This is a genomic window from Streptococcus sp. HMSC072D03 (assembly GCF_001812855.1).
Lineage (GTDB): Bacteria > Bacillota > Bacilli > Lactobacillales > Streptococcaceae > Streptococcus > Streptococcus salivarius_D.
This window is the reverse complement of record NZ_KV810608.1, coordinates 1-18,118: the sequence shown is the minus strand read 5'-3', so window position 1 is coordinate 18,118 and position 18,118 is coordinate 1. Positions and strand designations below refer to the sequence as shown.

At 37.8% G+C, this 18,118-nt stretch carries 20 protein-coding genes; all 20 read right to left on the bottom strand.

Translation table 11 applies throughout. From position 1 onward, the window contains the following. Positions 1 to 47 precede the first annotated feature (47 nt). Positions 48 to 521: an ECF transporter S component gene (locus HMPREF2877_RS00370; RefSeq protein ID WP_022496745.1), complete on the bottom strand. Its 474-nt coding sequence runs from the start codon at positions 519 to 521 to the stop codon at positions 48 to 50. Beyond that, on the bottom strand, positions 511 to 1,272 hold the full coding sequence (locus HMPREF2877_RS00365; protein ID WP_045768725.1) for a bifunctional hydroxymethylpyrimidine kinase/phosphomethylpyrimidine kinase: 762 nt from the start codon (positions 1,270 to 1,272) through the stop codon (positions 511 to 513). Before HMPREF2877_RS00365 ends, HMPREF2877_RS00370 begins: the two co-directional genes overlap by 11 nt. Continuing rightward, positions 1,265 to 2,011: a tRNA pseudouridine(38-40) synthase TruA gene (gene truA / locus HMPREF2877_RS00360; RefSeq protein ID WP_004182157.1), complete on the bottom strand. Its 747-nt coding sequence runs from the start codon at positions 2,009 to 2,011 to the stop codon at positions 1,265 to 1,267. Before truA ends, HMPREF2877_RS00365 begins: the two co-directional genes overlap by 8 nt. Positions 2,012 to 2,115: 104 nt before the next feature. After that, entirely contained in the window at positions 2,116 to 3,249 is a 1,134-nt protein-coding gene (dnaJ, locus tag HMPREF2877_RS00355; protein WP_002886399.1) for a molecular chaperone DnaJ, read from the bottom strand. Positions 3,250 to 3,602: 353 nt separating this feature from the next. Beyond that, positions 3,603 to 5,426 carry a molecular chaperone DnaK gene (dnaK, locus tag HMPREF2877_RS00350; protein ID WP_002886397.1) on the bottom strand — a complete coding sequence of 608 codons (1,824 nt, stop codon included), beginning with the start codon at positions 5,424 to 5,426 and terminating at the stop codon, positions 3,603 to 3,605. A gap of 85 nt (positions 5,427 to 5,511) precedes the next feature. Further along, positions 5,512 to 6,036, bottom strand: a complete 525-nt coding sequence (gene grpE, locus HMPREF2877_RS00345) for a nucleotide exchange factor GrpE (protein WP_002886396.1) — start codon at positions 6,034 to 6,036, stop codon at positions 5,512 to 5,514. A 38-nt stretch (positions 6,037 to 6,074) separates the two neighbouring features. Continuing rightward, a complete protein-coding gene (hrcA, locus tag HMPREF2877_RS00340; RefSeq protein ID WP_004182170.1) occupies positions 6,075 to 7,109 on the bottom strand; it encodes a heat-inducible transcriptional repressor HrcA in 1,035 nt (344 codons plus the stop codon). 193 nt (positions 7,110 to 7,302) lie between these two features. Beyond that, positions 7,303 to 7,884, bottom strand: a complete 582-nt coding sequence (locus HMPREF2877_RS00335; protein ID WP_014633693.1) for a glycoside hydrolase family 73 protein — start codon at positions 7,882 to 7,884, stop codon at positions 7,303 to 7,305. Further along, positions 7,881 to 8,678, bottom strand: a complete 798-nt coding sequence (locus tag HMPREF2877_RS00330; protein WP_049529381.1) for a M15 family metallopeptidase — start codon at positions 8,676 to 8,678, stop codon at positions 7,881 to 7,883. Before HMPREF2877_RS00330 ends, HMPREF2877_RS00335 begins: the two co-directional genes overlap by 4 nt. Beyond that, positions 8,665 to 9,369 (bottom strand): histidine phosphatase family protein, encoded by a 705-nt coding sequence (locus tag HMPREF2877_RS00325; RefSeq protein WP_049529380.1) that lies wholly within the window; start codon positions 9,367 to 9,369, stop codon positions 8,665 to 8,667. Before HMPREF2877_RS00325 ends, HMPREF2877_RS00330 begins: the two co-directional genes overlap by 14 nt. Positions 9,370 to 9,483: 114 nt before the next feature. Then, positions 9,484 to 10,821, bottom strand: a complete 1,338-nt coding sequence (locus HMPREF2877_RS00320) for a PFL family protein (RefSeq protein WP_002886391.1) — start codon at positions 10,819 to 10,821, stop codon at positions 9,484 to 9,486. Between the two features lie 17 nt (positions 10,822 to 10,838). Continuing rightward, positions 10,839 to 11,105 (bottom strand): ACT domain-containing protein, encoded by a 267-nt coding sequence (locus HMPREF2877_RS00315; RefSeq protein WP_003092287.1) that lies wholly within the window; start codon positions 11,103 to 11,105, stop codon positions 10,839 to 10,841. Between the two features lie 321 nt (positions 11,106 to 11,426). Next, complete coding sequence (locus HMPREF2877_RS00310) at positions 11,427 to 12,644, bottom strand: CapA family protein (RefSeq protein WP_049529379.1); 1,218 nt, start codon at positions 12,642 to 12,644, stop codon at positions 11,427 to 11,429. Between the two features lie 169 nt (positions 12,645 to 12,813). After that, on the bottom strand, positions 12,814 to 13,638 hold the full coding sequence (gene srtB / locus HMPREF2877_RS00305) for a class B sortase, LPKTxAVK-specific (RefSeq protein ID WP_045771751.1): 825 nt from the start codon (positions 13,636 to 13,638) through the stop codon (positions 12,814 to 12,816). Between the two features lie 94 nt (positions 13,639 to 13,732). After that, positions 13,733 to 14,371, bottom strand: coding sequence for an amylase-binding adhesin AbpA (gene abpA, locus HMPREF2877_RS00300; RefSeq protein ID WP_002886387.1), 639 nt, complete (start codon positions 14,369 to 14,371; stop codon positions 13,733 to 13,735). Between the two features lie 688 nt (positions 14,372 to 15,059). Next, on the bottom strand, positions 15,060 to 15,269 hold the full coding sequence (locus HMPREF2877_RS00295) for a helix-turn-helix transcriptional regulator (RefSeq protein ID WP_002886384.1): 210 nt from the start codon (positions 15,267 to 15,269) through the stop codon (positions 15,060 to 15,062). A gap of 3 nt (positions 15,270 to 15,272) precedes the next feature. Continuing rightward, entirely contained in the window at positions 15,273 to 15,854 is a 582-nt protein-coding gene (locus HMPREF2877_RS00290; RefSeq protein WP_002886383.1) for a hypothetical protein, read from the bottom strand. Positions 15,855 to 16,616: 762 nt separating this feature from the next. Continuing rightward, on the bottom strand, positions 16,617 to 16,751 hold the full coding sequence (locus tag HMPREF2877_RS11095; RefSeq protein ID WP_002889641.1) for a hypothetical protein: 135 nt from the start codon (positions 16,749 to 16,751) through the stop codon (positions 16,617 to 16,619). Between the two features lie 43 nt (positions 16,752 to 16,794). Then, positions 16,795 to 17,133, bottom strand: a complete 339-nt coding sequence (gene cadX / locus HMPREF2877_RS00280) for a Cd(II)/Zn(II)-sensing metalloregulatory transcriptional regulator CadX (RefSeq protein WP_000711078.1) — start codon at positions 17,131 to 17,133, stop codon at positions 16,795 to 16,797. Between the two features lie 11 nt (positions 17,134 to 17,144). Continuing rightward, the gene (locus HMPREF2877_RS00275) at positions 17,145 to 17,759 is read right to left on the bottom strand and encodes a CadD family cadmium resistance transporter (protein ID WP_045001996.1); all 615 of its coding nucleotides are present in this window, start codon (positions 17,757 to 17,759) and stop codon (positions 17,145 to 17,147) included. Between the last annotated feature and the right edge of the window lie 359 nt (positions 17,760 to 18,118).

Sequence of the window (18,118 nt, the reverse complement as noted above, 5' to 3'; positions counted from 1 at the left end):
TCTTAACACCCAAATTAATGCTTGTCAATAGGATTTTAGTAAAGCTATTAATCTTTTTTAGATTGAACCTTTTTGAATCCTTGATACAATACCCATCCAACGACTAGGCCGAGAGCGTTTTGGCAGAAATTAGGAATCACTTCTGCGATTGAAGCTCCTGTTCCATACATAAATACTGAAGCAAGTGCATAGCCACCCACCATCACAATTGTAGCAATCAGAAGACCTAGGATACGATAGTTACCCTTAAATCCAGCAAAATAACCTTGTGCACCATGGATTAACAAACTGATAAACATCCATTGCGGAGCAGATGATAGCAAATCTATCAAAAATGCAGATAGTCCTCCCACAATTGCCCCTTCTTTCTTGCCAAGATAGAAGGCTGTGAAGTAGATTCCTGCATCTACCAAAGTTAAAAGCCCTGTTGGAGTCGGAATTTTAGCTACGAATCCAAAGGTCACTGATAAAGCTGTTAAGATAGCTAATAATGTTAGCTCTTTTGTTTTCTTATTTTGCATATTGAACTACTCCAAATTCATTTGATTGTTTAATTGATTCATAAACAAATGCTTTAGCATTTGCCACAGCTTCAGTTTCTGAACATCCTTTAACTAATTCACTAGCTATACTTGAAGCAAATGTACATCCTGCACCTGTATTGTTTTTGTCTAGCACAGCTTCTTCAAACAATTTGTAATCTGTTCCATCATAAAAGACATCTATCGCTTTATTACCATCCAAGCGATTTCCACCTTTGACAACGACAGTCTTAGCACCTAATTCATTGAGATAGCTAGCCGCATGCTTCATATCATCAAGAGTCTTAACCTTTCTATCTATAAGCAGTTCGACTTCAGGTAAGTTCGGAGTGATAACCGTGGTATAAGGGAAAAATTTAACCAATTCATCACGTAGTTGAGAAACTTCAACGTCATGAGTCTCCTTACATACTAAAACAGGATCCAAGACAATTGGAATATCAGAATGTTTTTTTACAAAATCCAACGTTAATTCCGCGATTTCAACGTTAGGCAACAAACCAATTTTAATTGCTGAGAATGGGATATCTTTTAGTGAGTCAAGTTGTTGTTTAAAAACATTAGTATCAACCGGAATAACCTCAAAACCATTCTCAGTCATAGCTGTCAGACAGGTAAGAGCCACAAATCCATGTTGTTTATTAGTGGTAAACGTCGCTAAGTCTGCATGAAGTCCGCCACCACTAAAAATATCATTCCCCGAAATCGCTAAAATCAATTCATCACTCATATCTTATCTCCTTCAAATATAATCCATTTCCTGCTGCTGTTGGTCCTGCGAGATTACGATCACGACTTTCCAACACTGTCTTAACTTGCGAAACAGGCATGCGACCATTGCCAATCTTCAACAAGGTGCCGACCATATTTCTAACTTGCTTATAGAGAAAACCATTCCCAGAAAAAGTAAAGATATAAAATCCAGTTTTCTCATCGATAGATACACTAGCTTGTGTAATTGTGCGTACTTTATTTTCTACAGAAGTTCCTGAAGCTGTGAAGCCTGTAAAATCATGTGTGCCGACCAAATCCTTAGCAGCCTCCTGCATAGGTGCTAAACTTAGAGGGTAGGGATAGTGGGTCGCATAATTACGCATCATAGGGTTCTTAGGTCGCCCTGCATCTACTAAGAACTCATAAGTTTTACTGTGTTTATTGTATCGTGCATGAAATTCTTCTGATACGAGTTCGATACTAACAACATCAATATCATCTGGACATTGCGTATCCAAACCAAAACGTAACTTCTCTGGATCCCGCTCCTGGGGCAAATCGAAGTGTATAACTTGTCCATAGGCATGAACACCTGCATCTGTACGACCCGCTCCATGAACGGTGACAGGTGTTCCGCTATTTAACCGTAAGAGAGTCTTTTCAAGTTCTTCTTGAATAGAACGTGCATTTGGTTGTCTTTGAAAACCTGAGAAAAGTGTACCATCATAGGAAATTGTCGCTTTGTATCTAACCATAAAATTATCATATCAGATTTTTTCAAGGATAAAAAGTAGGTCGATTGTCAACTGCCCCCATACAGCTTTGACATAAAGAAAAAGACGCTTTCAGCGTCCTTCCTTTATAAATCTTCTAAGGCATCCTTTACTTTATTGAAGAAACCTTTTTTCTGTGGTGCGATTTTTTCATCTCCACTTGCCTTGGCGAATGCAAGGAGAGCTTCTTTTTGAGCATCGTTTAGCTTCGTAGGAGTTACAATCTTAACTGTAACGTGTTGGTCTCCTTGTGAACCTCCACGAAGACGTGGAGCACCCTTTCCTTTTAGACGGAAAGTTTTGCCTGTTTGAGTTCCTGCTGGAATAGTCATCTCAACGTTTCCGTGAACTGTTGGTACTTCGACAGTATCACCAAGAGCGGCTTGGACAAAAGAAATGTTAAGTGTATAGTAAATTGTTGATCCATCACGAGTAAACTTATCGCTTGGATTAACATTGATGATTACAAAGAGGTCTCCATAAGGACCACCATTGAAACCAGCTTCACCTTGACCTGCAAGACGGATTTGTTGACCTGTTTCAACACCTGCTGGAATCTTGACAGATACTTTGTGGCTTTGTTTTTCATGTCCTGTTCCGTGACAAGTTTGACATGGCTCTTTAATTTCTTGACCTGTTCCATGACAGACATCACAGGTTACTTGACGACGCATCATACCAAGTGGCGTTTGCGTATCGACATTGATAACCCCTTGACCATGACAGCGACCACAAGTTACAGGGCTAGTTCCAGGTTTTGCACCAGATCCTGAACATGTCTTACATGTTGCTTCACGATTGTAGTGAACTTCTTTTTCGGCACCAAAAATCGCCTCTTCGAAGCTTAGGTTGACACGGTACTGAAGATCATCACCTTGACGTGGAGCATTCGGGTTACGAGTAGCACCACCACCAAAGAAGCTAGAGAAGATATCCTCAAAGCCACCAAAGCCTGCACCACCATCGAAGCCACCAAAGCCTCCTTGACCACCAAAACCATTCGCACCATCTGGTCCGTATTGGTCATAGGCTGCACGTTTTTGGTCATCACTTAAAGTTTCGTAGGCCTCTTGGACCTCTTTATATTTTTCTTCCGCACCTGGTTCTTTATTAATGTCTGGGTGGTATTTCTTAGACATCTTACGATAGGCACGTTTAATTTCATCTTGAGAGGCATCCTTAGATACCCCAAGACGATCGTAATATTCGGTATTGTTCATAATTTTAGATACAAAGGGCATCTAATGGAGAAAGCCAAAGTAATAGTTTTGAAGATGAACACCTAGTCCCTTGAAACCAACTATCTTTTTGGCTTAATCCATAGCCCGTGTTCAACGACGAACACTCTTTGTTCCTTTCTATTTTATATTTGTTACGATACGAAGTAAAACTATATCTTATATTCACTTCACTTATTTTAGCGAAAAACAGAGGCTGGTTTGCAACCTCTGGATTTCTTTTTATCATTTACTAGCTAAGCTCAACACCTTACCGAACTGAGCACGCCCTAACCTCTTGGTGAAAAAGAGAAATCTTCCTATTTTCACTGTGAAGTTTTAACGGACTTTGCATCTTATTTTTCAGTAAACTCTCCGTCTACGACGTCGTCGCCTGAGTTATCTGCTGTTTGTGCACCTTCTGCTCCTGCTTGAGCTTGTTGTGCTGCTGCAGCTTGTTCGTAAAGTTTAACTGCAAGAGCTTGAGCTTTTTCGTTAAGAGCTTCCAATTTAGCCTTCATGTCATCAAGATTGCCTGATTCTTGAGCTTTCTTAAGGTCATCAAGAGCTGATTGAGCAGCATCACGTTCTGTGTCGAAGCCTTTACCTTCTGTTTCTTTGATTGTTTTTTCAGTCGCAAAGATAGCTTGGTCAACTTCGTTACGAAGATCTACTTCTTCTTTACGTTTTGCATCTGCTTCAGCATTTGCTTCAGCATCTTTCATCATCTTTTCAATTTCTTCGTCTGTCAAACCAGAGTTAGATTGGATAACAATTGTTTGTTCTTTTTGAGTTCCAAGGTCTTTAGCTTTAACAGATACGATACCGTTCTTATCAATATCGAAAGTAACTTCGATTTGTGGGATACCACGAGGTGCAGCTGGGATATCAGTCAATTGGAAACGTCCAAGAGTCTTGTTATCCGCTGCCATTGGGCGTTCCCCTTGAAGAACGTGGATATCAACGGCTGGTTGGTTGTCTGCTGCAGTTGAGAAGACTTGTGATTTAGATGTTGGAATAGTAGTGTTGCGGTCAATAAGTTTTGTGAACACTCCACCCATTGTTTCGATACCAAGTGACAATGGCGTTACGTCAAGAAGGACAACGTCTTTGACATCACCAGTAATAACACCACCTTGGATAGCAGCACCCATGGCAACTACTTCATCAGGGTTAACTGATTTGTTTGGTTCTTTACCAGTTTCAGCTTTAACAGCTTCTACAACGGCAGGGATACGAGTTGAACCACCGACAAGGATAACTTCGTCAATATCTGACAAGCTCAAACCTGCATCTGAAAGGGCTTGACGAACTGGAGTTTTCGTACGTTCCACAAGGTCACGAGTCAAATCATCGAATTTCGCACGAGTCAATGTCATTTCCAAGTGAAGAGGTCCAGCCTCACCAGCAGTGATGAATGGCAAGCTGATTTGTGTCGAAGTAACACCAGAAAGGTCTTTCTTAGCTTTTTCAGCTGCATCTTTCAAGCGTTGAAGAGCCATCTTGTCTGTTGACAAGTCGATTCCATTTTCTTTCTTGAATTCTTCAACCATGTGGTCGATGATTTTTTGGTCAAAGTCATCACCACCGAGTTTGTTATCCCCTGCAGTTGCCAACACGTCAAAGACACCGTCACCAAGTTCAAGGATAGATACATCGAATGTACCACCACCAAGGTCGAATACCAAGATTTTTTCTTCTTTATCAGTCTTATCCAAACCGTAAGCAAGGGCTGCTGCTGTTGGTTCGTTGACGATACGTTCTACTTCAAGACCAGCGATTTTACCAGCGTCTTTTGTTGCTTGACGTTGTGCATCATTGAAGTAAGCAGGAACTGTGATAACTGCTTTAGTTACTTTTTCACCAAGGTAATCTTCAGCATAACCTTTCAAGTATTGAAGAATCATAGCTGAAATCTCTTGTGGTGTGTATTCTTTACCGTTTGCAGAAACTTTTTCAGAAGTACCCATCTTAGATTTGATAGAGATGATTGTATCTGGGTTTGTTACTGCTTGACGTTTTGCAGCGTCACCAACGATGATTTCACCGTTTTTGAATGACACAACAGATGGAGTTGTGCGGTTACCTTCTGGGTTTGCGATAATTTTTGATTCAGTTCCTTCAAGAACTGCTACTGCTGAGTTTGTTGTACCTAAGTCAATACCAATGATTTTAGACATATGTTTTCCCCTTTTTACTTTAATTTCTATTTTGCTTTTTTTATCTTTCATTCATAGTTTTCTGTCATTTCGGACAAGTTTTCAATTAATTATATACAACTACCATAGCTGGACGTAAGACGCGTTCGTGGAGTTTATACCCTTTTTGGAAAACTTGTGCAATCGTGTCTGCTGGATGTTCATCATCTGCAGGCATTGTTTGAATTGCCATGTGGAAGTTATGATCGAAATCACCATCAGCTGGAATTTCTTCAATTCCTTCCTCTTTAAGAGCATGCACTAAACTTTCTTGCACCATTTCCAAACCTTTTTTGACATCATCAGTCAAGCCCTCAACGGCAAGAGCACGTTCAAGGTTATCAAGTGATGGCAAAATCGCTTTTGCCAAATCTTGGCTACGATACTTTTGCAATTGTTGACGTTCTTCATTTGCACGTCGCTGAATGTTTTGCATTTCTGCATGGGCACGAAGGTATTTGTTTTCAAATTCTTCGGCACGCGCTTGGGCTTCTTCAAGTTCAGAAGGTTCGCTTACTTCCTCTACAACTTCTTCAGTTGTCTCCGTAGCTTCCTCTTCTTTCACTTCTTCTTTTTTAATATCTTCAGTCAAGGCATACACCTCTTTCTATACTTTTTAAATGTTACATCTTAGCTAACTTCATAATGGTTACTATTGAGGTAACGGTAATAATCCGTCAACTTCATAACCAAAACTCTACTAATAACATTGACCAAACTAACCATGCGACGATAATCCATTTCAACTGGACCAATCACATGCATGAGTGCCATCCCACGATAAGGAATCAGGAATTTATGACTCATAACTGTGACATTTTCAAGCGCTTCTTCAGTTGATTCTGCAACCGAAATCTTGGTCACTTCATCATCGGAGATAGCTGATCGAAGCTCAAGTGCCACATGTTGTGGATTGTCCAAAAATTGATAGGTTTTTAAATCGGCATAAGTCAGTGATGCAACCTTACCTTCGATGAAAATCAATTCCTTAAAAAGTTGTGAAAAGATATAATCAAACAAATCTAGAACATTATCTGTTATTTTGAAATACTTTTGCACAATCTGAGGAATCTCAGTTCTCAATCGGTAATGGATATCTAAGACAGTGTTTCCCAAAAAACGTTCTTGAACAAGCTTATGAAGAATTTCCAAATCACTAGACAAGAAATTTTTTGGAATAGCAAATTGAACTGTCACAGGCTTAGATTCATCTAGAGTAAGAACCGCTAAAGCGTCGTGATTGGACAGATGAACAATGTCAAATCCAGTCAGACGTTGTCGTGTCGGTTCCACATCTTGAATCACTGCTGTACATCCTGTCATTTCTGCCAGCAGCTTCGCCGCCGCATCCAAGATATCTTCAAGTTTAAAGGCTTCAAAATCAAAGGCCTTAACCACTTGATAAACATCTTGTTCATCAATCGTATCAAGATTCAAAGAATTAGCGACGAAATACTGGAAACCTGCTCGGCTTGGCATACGCCCACTAGAAGTATGAGCTTTTTCAAGATAGCCCATCTTTTCAAGCTTGGCCATGTCATTACGAATGGTCGCTGAACTCGAATCAATTGATTCTTGTAATGCTTTCGAACCAACCGGTTCATGTGTACGAGTGAACATCTCAACTATCAAATTCAAAATAGTGTTTTGCCTTTGCGTAATCACGATGTCACCTCATTTCTATTTATTAGCACTCTAATGCATCGACTGCTAACTTATGATTCTATTATACACCTAAACTTGAACATGTCAACCCAAAAAACCAAAAAAATTAGCACTCTTTTTGTAAGAGTGCTAAAAATACATCTTAAGACCTAGAAAAGTTAAAAAAGAGCACCTCAGAAGCACTCTAATCTTATCAATCATATTTTGACAAATGATAGGTCTCAATAATAGATATGAGGTGTTTGGCATAATCTGGATCACTGCTAAAACCCGCAGCTTGTAGTTTTTCTGCCGCAACTTTATAACTAGTCGTTCCTGCCACCTCTTTATAGGTCGACTCGCCCCACGTTCCTTGGCGAAGTTCTTCTAAATAAGTCATCATAGAACTTGACCAATCCTTAAAAACTGCAAAATCCACCTTTTGGTATTGCCATTTCCCTTTACTGTAGATACTATCCTTTAAACGAATACGTTCTTGACCTGGCTGAGCAGGGAGACTGTAGATGTTATGATATTTAACAGATAAAAGACTGCTACCATAATTTGACTCATATGCAGCTTGACTAAGGAGAATAGACGCAGGTACACCATAGTTTTTAGACATCTTTTGAGCTGTTGGAGCTAAGGTCTCAATAAATTCTTGCTGTGTGTAAGCAACCTTTACCGCACGAGCATTATCAGCTGTAGAGGCATGAAGAATCAAAGGTAAGAGAATACCTAAAGCAAAAACAACAACTAAGGTAATGAAGGCTTTTAGTTTAAAACGTCGTCTCACTTAGATTTCTCCTTTAATAATGCCAAATATTCCTCCAAAGTAAGATTATGTTCAGTCATATACTCTGCTGACTCTTTACCAACATAGCGGAAATGCCAATCCTCGTAGCCTACACCCGTTGACGATGTTTTACCATCTGGAAAACGAAGAACAAAGCCATATTTCGGCGCCAACTCTTTGACTTTAGCTACTGTATCTGGATCTGCTTCATTTAAGCTATCTACAGTACTCATATCAATCGCAAGACCTGTTTGGTGTTCACTCGCTCCTGGTGGTTGTGAATAGGTTTGAACCTTTTTCTCCGCCTGAGACTCCGTCAAACTTGGGTCAGCAGCCATTTCCTGTTGAACATAACTGTTATAAAGTTCTGTCTGATAAGCAACACTACGATAACCTGATATCAAGTGATAACTTGGATCAATTTCTTGAGCAGCTGCTAAAAACTCCTTAACGTTCTTAGCAATTCTTGCATCTACAGAAACACCATCGACATCAGCAATCTCAGGGTTAAGTTCTTTAGACTTATTATCTCGATTTACCAAAAGCAATTGCCAGTCTTTAGGCGATACATCAGGTAGTCCCTTTGCATCCTTGCTTTGAGTCGCATCGGTAGCTTGCTTACTACTTTTTGTTACTGACGATCCATTGGTTTGTTGGACTGTACGACTGACACCAAATACTGAATAAAGTCCTGCTGCAATCAAAAGCATCGCAATCAAGACACTACTGATAACCAAAAACCAGTTGGTTTGCTTTTTCGCCTGACGGCGACTTGGATAGTTATTTTTTACCATTTTCTTTTTCTATTATCTCTCGCCCAACCTGACGATAAGTCATATCGCCAAGTGCTTCTAATGTAAATTTACCATTTTCATAAGCAACAACAGTAACCGAACCGTTGTCCAATGAAGGATGCTCGACAGAAGGATCAATTAACCAAGCAAAGGTTGCAATGGTCATGCCGTGACTAACGACGATAGCATTACCGCCACCAGACCTCTCAAGATTTTCTGCAATAGCTGTGAACCCCTCTAAAATACGTTTTCTGAGCACTTCCCAAGGCTCTGCCCAACCAGCCGTATCCACATCAAGGATACCTTGTGCAAGCTCAGGATAAGTTACCTCATGCAAATCCTTACCTTGAAAAACATCTGTTCTCGGTAGCACACCGTAGAAAAGTTCACCGTCATAGCCACCATCTAAACTACCAAAACACCACTCACGAATACGTTTGTCACGTTTATAAGGAATAGTTTCTAAACCCGTCTCACGTAAAATGATATCCATAGTTTGAATCGTTCGACCTGAATCACTAGAATATGCGGCCTTGAAAGGGACACCTGCTGCTTTCAGACCTACTCCCAATTCACGAATACCTTCTTCACCGAACGGGGTCAAAGGGCTATCAGACCAACCTTGTGCACGACCAATGGTGTTAAACATCGTTTTGCCGTGTCTCGCAATATACAACTTAACCTTACTCATAGCACCCCTTCTTTCCGTCATTTTTGAATTCATTATAGCACAAATCCCCTCGACTATCTAGCCAACGAGACCATCAGAAAATGCCTTACCAATTGGCAAAGCATTATCATACACTTAGTTTTTAAAGCTGTGAACAGGAGCTGGGATTTGACCACCACGCGCAATGAAATCAGCCGATGAAGCCTTGTTTACTTTCATTACTGGTGCATAACCAAGAAGACCACCAAGTTCCAACATGTCACCTTCCTTACCATAAGGAATGATACGAACAGCTGTTGTTTTCTGGTTAATGACACCGATAGCCGCTTCATCAGCAATCATGGCCGCGATTGTTGTATCTGGCGTATCAGCAGGAATAGCAATCATGTCTAGACCAACAGAACAGATAGCTGTCATAGCTTCCAATTTTTCAAGGTTGATATGACCAGATTGAACCGCAGCAATCATACCTTCATCTTCAGAAACTGGAATAAAGGCACCTGACAAACCACCAACTTGGTTACATGCCATGATACCGCCTTTTTTAACTTGGTCGTTAAGAAGGGCTAGAGCTGCAGTAGTACCATGCGTACCAACAACTTCAAGACCCATCGCTTCAAGTACACGGGCTACTGAATCACCAACTGCTGGTGTTGGCGCAAGAGACAAATCTACAATACCAAACTCGACACCAAGACGTTCGCTGGCCATTTGACCAACTAACTGACCAACACGTGTGATTTTGAAGGCGGTCTTCTTAACTGTTTCAGCTAGAACATCGAAACTTTCACCTGGAACTTTCTCAACTGCACGTTGCACAACACCAGGACCTGAAACCCCAACATTGATTACAACATCAGCCTCACCAACACCGTGGAAGGCACCTGCCATAAATGGATTATCTTCAACCGCATTAGCAAAGACCACCAATTTACCTGGGCCCATTGGATCTGCCTCAGAAGCCTCTTTGATGATACGTCCCATGTCACGTACTGCTGTCATGTTAATACCAGTCTTTGTTGAACCAATGTTGACAGATGAGCAGACAAAATCAGTCTCTGCAAGCGCACGTGGAATAGAATTAATAAGAATCTCATCACCTTTTTGATAGCCCTTTTGAACGAGTGCAGAGAAACCACCAATAAAGTTAACGCCGATTTCCTTAGCTGCTCGGTCTAATGCCTTCGCAAAAGGTACATAGTCTGTTGCATCTGTTGCCGCACCGATGATTGAGATCGGAGTAACAGACACACGTTTATTAACAATCGGAATACCAAGTTCAGCTGCAATTTCGTCACCAACAGCTACCAAATTTTTAGCCTTAGATACAATCTTGTTATAGACTTTTTCCGCCGCCTTATCGATATCTGAATCGATACAGTCTAGGAGTGAAATCCCCATGGTAATGGTACGAACATCAAAGTTCTGCTCCTCAATCATGGCAATGGTTTCTGTGACCTGTTTAATATCCATTTTAAGCTACTCCTATCTTACAAGTTGTGCATAGCATCAAAAATTGCTGAGCTTTGGATGTTGATTTTAACATTCAATGACTCACCAAAGGCTTCCAATTCCGCACGTAGGTGTGTAAAATCTTGTTTGTCTTCCGATGATACAACCGCCATCATGGTAAAGAATTCATCAAGAACTGTTTGAGAGATATCATCAATATTCAAGCCAAGTTCTGCCACCTTAGTCGCAACACCCGCAACAATACCTGCTTTGTCCTTACCTACAACTGTAATAATCGCTTTCATGAGAAGCCTCCATCATTTTATTTTGTATAATTTTAGCATATTTTGATTAAAAATGCTATTTTTTATGAAATTTGCATCTTTTTTCTTGAAAAAGACGAATGTTTCCGAGAATTTTAACTAATATCGTTTATGAAAACATCCTCTCTTTGACCCAACTACTTGTGGATAAACTTGTTCACAACCTAAATAATTTCCTTCTTTTAAAACCTTGAAAAATCAAGATTCAACACTACCCACAGACTTATCCACAGGTGTGGATAAGTCTGTGGGTAACTTGTCGATAAACAAAAAATATCGCCAAATTCAGGCGATATCTTAGCTTTATTTCCATTTTAAATTAACATGGGCATTCATTTCTTTATATGCAGTATCTATACGCTCTTTGGTTTCTTCATCAAGTTTATTTCTATATTTACCACCCTTAATGAAATCCTCTAAAATATAAGTTTGGTAAGTATACAAAGGATATCCCTCTGGTGAAGTTGTTCCTTTAGGCGTACGGTTAACCCAAGTCGGATGTGCTTGAGCAGTCTTAATCGTGGTTTGACCATTCTTTTTCTCAAGGGTGACATCCATTAAGACACCCCTCTCTGTCCACTCTGCACTATCCACACCATCCATAGTCTCTATGCGCTGGTTTGAGATAAAATTCCCCATTGAGTAAATAATAAGTTTTTGCTGTCCATCCTTTTTAACCACCTCAGAAGGTTCTACCACATGAGGATGACCTCCAAAGATAATATCAGCACCCCAATCAATCATCTTATGATAGAGTTTAACCTGTTCATCTGTCGGTTCCAAACGATATTCAACACCCATCTGAGGCATGATAACCGTGATATCCGCTTCTTTTTCGGCACGCTGAATCTCGGATTTCATACGTTTTTCATCCAAATTCGATAAGTGGTCTGCAACCTCTTTATCCGTCAAGTTCGACTCTAGGCCATTGTAACCATAAGCATAGGAAAGTATTGCAACTTTGATACCATTAACATTCTTGATGAGCAGTGGCGCCTTGTCTCGCACCGGCTTTTCGTAAACACCAATAGGATCAATTCCCACTTTTTTTAAAGCATCAGCCGTTGTAAAAGCTCCCTCTAAACCAGAATCCAAGATATGATTATGGGCCAAATCCATAACATCATAACCAGCATCCTTAATAGCTGCTGTCACTGATTGAGGAGCATTAAACAGAGGATAGCCTGACAAAGGATAATCAGGATTAATCGTTCCCTCGAAATCACCCAAAACCAAATCAGCCTGCTTTAACCACGGCTTCACATAAGTAAAATTCTCCGTGAAATCATAGCTACCATCTGACTGAAGGGCACTCATATAGAGACCGTCATGATAGAGCAAGTCCCCATTAGCCATGATACGTGCTGTCTGTACCTGGTTTGAGGCATTCTTTTGCTGTTCATTCTTACTATGAACAATTAAAATCTCAAGAAAAAGCAAACCTAAGACGAGAGCAATCAACCCCATCAAAATCTTATTAGTCATCGCATTGTCACGCTTTTTAGCTTGGCTCTGTTTCATAACACTCTCCTTTTTCATACTACTAGTGTACCAAAAAAACTGATCCATTAATGATAAAAAAGATTAACAAACAGTTACATCTCACCCTTATAACAACTTTAAAAATACAGTAGCTCTGTTCAAATAAAATAAAAACCCTACTTCACGAGAAGTAGAGTTCTGTTAATGATTATCGTGTTGGTGTGTATTCCAAATCTTTTCCATGTTTAGCTACAAAGTCAGACATCTCAGAGTCTGGAATTTGACGCAAGTAGAGATTGGCACGAATCGTTGGATCTTCCTCACGACAAGTCGAAAGAACGAGGTATTTATCTGAAGCACTAACCTTCAAATCCTTGTTTTTAACATCAGCCGTATCATAGATAATATCTAATTGTTCCTTAAAATCCTTATCATCTTTGAATGATGTACGGTAGAAAGCTGTATCCTCAGGAACAATAACCATCGCAAAAGCTTCATAATAATACTTTCTTTGAGGGGTTTCTACAACAACATACTTGTGTTTGTCAAAAAACGACTGATCACTGTAGTAGTTAACATCATTAAACATACGATGGTCTTCTACCTGACTTCCTCTAGCGTGACCAAAAAGCCAAGTCAAACGGTCACTAAAATCTTTCTTATTGTCTGTATCCATGAATACAGTACCAAACAGAGGCTTATTACCTCCTTCGAAAGTTTTATCTAGATATGTAGAATTATCTTTAGTTTGTACAACAGGCTCATCTAATTGAGTGCCTGGTGCATAGATATAAGCAATCGTATCTGAATTAGTTGCAGAAAGACCATCAAACTTCGACTTGAGATACTTCTTTTCATCATCGGTAGGTTTATAGTTACTGACTTGAGTAACCTTATTCCCAAGTGAATGAGCATTGTTTCCTGTAAAAAGTTTGACTCCACCAATAATCACTAATCCTAATACAAGAATGGATGCCAAAATACTTAAGGATTTTTTATTTAAGATCTTCGTGCTACTATTGCGTTTACTCATAAATCTCTACTCTCTCTTCATTTTATTATTAATAATAAAATATCACTGAAGCCTAACTTCAGTGATATTCTTGGTAATAACTAGTAATCACTAATTATTTTACTGCCGCAGTATTTGGAAGAGCTTTTGCTTCTGCTTTAGAACCTGATTTGTTTTCTTTAACTGCTTTAGATTTTTCTTCTGCTTTTTTAGCTTTTTCTGCTGAAGTTTGAGCTTTTTTCACATCTTCTTGTGATGGAGCAGTTTTATCTTCTGCTTGAGCTCCATGTTCCGCTTCATAACGAGCGTTCTTTTGTTCTGGAGTTTCATTCAAAATGTAGTAATTACCTTCTTTTTTAGAAGCAGTATTCCATTTCTTTTGAAGTTCTTCAGTGTAACGGTTACGAACGTTGTTACGAGCAGTATTCAAAGCTGATTCATAAGCTTCTTTCTTTTCAGTGTAAAGGTGTGATCCGCCTTCAACCGCATCAAATTCAGATTTAGCTGCAACTACTGCTGGATCTTGAGCTGCTTCAGCATCGATATCTTCTTGATGCCCTGCCAAGTATTCATTTACTTTACGAGCATTTTCAAATTCTGTTTGAGCGTTGTAGGCATCATTCACACCACCACCTGTTGTTGGTTGGTCATATGCTCCTGGAGTGTTAGCTCCACCATTGATATCCGCAACTGCTGGCGCTGCAGCCGCAAAAAGCGCAAGAACTGCTGCTGAAGTAAGCAATACTTTTTTCATAATTAATTCTCCTCTATAAACAACTTATTTTTTTATCAGGTATTCCCGATACCCATTGATTATAACACTATTTAGAGATATGTCAACATTTTTTAAAAAATTTTTTTGAATTTTAATATATCCTACAATTCGCACAAATAATGGGTTTTTAGAACATACTAACCAATAGTTATGATTAACTATTTTTAATTTTAGTGTTATTTTGAGCATTTTGTTATGGCTTACCTTAAGTTAAAATACAAAAGAACATCCATATATAAAAGCATAATTTGTAAAATATACATTCTTTATTATGATAACTTTTATTTCAAAACCTCAAATAATCTTTGTTGAAGATAAAAAACTCTTGATTTCAATAAATTTGAAGTGCAGAACAATATCATCCTCCAAATGAATGTATTCATTCACTTTTATCATTTTTGTATGATAACTACATAATATGCAAGACCTCACAATTGAATAGATTAGAGAAATATTAGCATTTTTGAGAGTATTTCCACCTAAAAAGTTCTATTATTGGTTAAAATTCTTGAAAAATAAACTATTATCTTATTTTTTTGAAAGCGTTTCAACTAAAATGTTATTACGAAAAACTCCTTTGAAAATACTCCCTTTTACCACTACCTCGCCATAGAATAACAAGTTTCCAAAAACTGATACACAAATCAATTCGATTGTTTTACTTCTCTTATTTCAGACGAAATAGTTCTTCCACTTGTTTATTAAAGACTTGCGCTATTTTTAAAGCCATTTCCAACGAAGGGTTGTAGCGGTTATTTTCCAAGTGAACAATCGTTTCTCTCCGTATTCCTACTTGATCTGCTAAATCTTGTTGAGTCATACCATAAGCTTCCCTTACTTCTTTCAAGTTAGTCTTTATTTTACTTTCTTTCGCCATATTTCATCCCCTTTTTTCAGTGATAAAGTAAGTAATGGCAAATAATAAGAGTAAAAAAGCCACCAAAATATAAAGGAATCCAGCATTCAAAACGAAAACTTTACAGACAGCTATCAAGGTTGCCATTCCCAATAATATAAAGATTGCTATTGTAAACAAAATGGAAGAGGACTTTGCAATATTTCTATAAAATCGTTCATCGGGTTCTTCATTAATTCTCTTGAATAAGAAGTAAAACATTAATAACAATTGAACACTTAATCCAATTCCTAACATTATATTCTTAATCAAAGAACCAGGAGTTAGAAGCCAAACTCCAATAGTATAGATTGAGGACGAGAGAAATACAAGCACTGTATATAATTTTGCAGTAATCCCAAACATTTTTTTCTCTTTCTTTTGATAGGTTGATTTTGAGAGGACCGATAGCATCGTACAAACCAAATACGAAGGAAGCCAAGCCGTCGTCATAATAGCACCTTTCGCTAGAATCGGTAGGTGATTCCCCAGCAATAAAACTAAACATACAACAATAAGCACGCTAGAGATATAAAGAATTATCTTTAAGTTCTTCGATATTTTCATTTTAGTCACCTCTTTTTAGTATGTTATAAATATATCACACCTTATCTGTTATAAATATATCACATTGTTATAAGAATTTCAAGATGAAGACAAAACTCTAGTAAGATTTTGAACACTTTTCAGAAATCTATACAAAAAACACCTTGCAAACTGCAAAGTGTTTTCGTTTGTATTCTGCTTTCCAGCAACGAATTAACGTTTTGAGAATTGTGAAGCTTTACGAGCTTTCTTAAGACCTGGTTTGGAAAGTATGGATTTCAGTTGGACTAAAAACAGCGTAATATCAAGGATTTTCTGAACAATATCTACTTTTTAATTTCATAAAATCTGAATCAATATTTTTAAAATAGGGGAATAGTTTAGGTCTCTAAGCATTAAAATAATACACCTAACTTTGGTCACCGTTTTTTAGTTATTCACTCTTTTTTCGGATAGTGTTTTTAAAGTTATGATGTAAAATGCCACAATTAAAACACTATACATCATAATCGGAGGATAGAGAATTAAGGATAGAATCAATCCCACTCCTTTAATTATTAGGTCAGGTATCAATAACTTCCTATATTGTACGGTAGCTTCAAGTAATTCTTTCTGATCTATATTGGGTTTATCAATTACTTTATGTAAAAACCAGTTTGCTACCGTTGAAACAATAACGATCAGTCCATAAAAGAGCTGTGCCGTATGATTCATGAAATGACTACTAACTATTCCAGTAGCATAGGGCATAAATGAAACAAAAAATAAAAGATACAAATCCTTTCAAATTCCTCCCTTTTCAACTTGGCTAACTTGACCTGCATTACCTAGGTCGCTTTGCTTTAAATTATACTTTTTTCTTAAACATTTGATACGAGTAGGTATTTCTTGTGAGTAATTTTCATCAAAAAATTTCATATATAATCTCCCTATAATCATGGAAAAGTAGTAAAAATAGTTGTTATCCTAGTTGATTAAAAAAATCTCTGATTTCCTCATCTTTTATAAAATAATATATAATTTTCCCCTCTCTTCTAGTGTCCAAGATGTTTTGATTGGCTAGTTTACGAAGATGGTGGGAGGCAGATGCCATACTGAGATTTAATAAACAGGCTATATCGCAGACACAGAGTTCTTCGACGGCAAGGAGATAAAAGATGATATTTATCTGTTTATTATCGGTAAATTTTGATAAAATGCGAAGTGATTTTTGGACTTTTTCCTTTTCAAGGTAGTTCGTTGCGGTTGTAACATTTTGTTGATTTATAACATCCACTTGACAGATACTATCTTTTTTCATAATTTTTTCTCCTAGCCTAACACAGCCCATAGCATGTCAAAGCTGTTGTTTTCAATCAGGATATACATCCCCAATCCTAAATAGACAACGGCAATAAACCATCTGCTATATTTCTCCAAAGTTTCTCCAACAGAAGGGACTTGTGCCAATTTTTGGGCAGAAAAAACCAAGAGATAAATCATGACTAGAAAGGTAAGTAAAGCCACTATCAAATTCGCTAAATTTAAGGTGGTAAAATATGGGACAAAGACACCAATATTGTCAGCGCCACAACTTGCAAAAGTAATCATAGCGACTAGAAAAATCAGGTTTTTATTGTCTTTTCGCAAACCATCTTTTGCAATAGCTTCTCCATCAGAATCTCCTAAAAGCAAAACTTTGAGGCCTAGGAAAATTGGAATCAAACCGAGTAAACCTAAAATCTCTTTACTAGGAATATAATTTAAGACAAATGCAAAAAGCAAACTTAGGAATATTAGACTAACAGAGCCTAGAAATTGTCCTAAATAGATGTTAATGATGTCCTTTCTGCTTTTTCTTTTGGCAAAAAATAACATTAGGATAATAAGTAAGTCTACGGCTGTCCCAGAATACAGGATTATTGAAGTAACAACATTTTGAATCATAAAATACCTCATTCAAATATATTTTTGAATGTATTCTAACATTAAGCTTTGTAGATGTCAACTTAAAATCCACCAATTAATAATTGCATGTCAATATTTGTATTGTGAAACTAGTTTCAGAAATATATAGTCTTAAAGTATGTCCACTGCCAATGGTTTTTTCAATATTTAAGAGGAGATTTATAATGGTTCATTTCTATAAATTTATAAACGAGTTATATATTTTGTTTAACCAATTATTAACTATTTTTATCAATAATCACTTCATTAATTTGTACTTTTTAATTTTGATTTATTTTTCGTGCATATTTTATATGAATTTAATTCCCCTAATTGTCAAGTCAAGTGCAACAAAGATG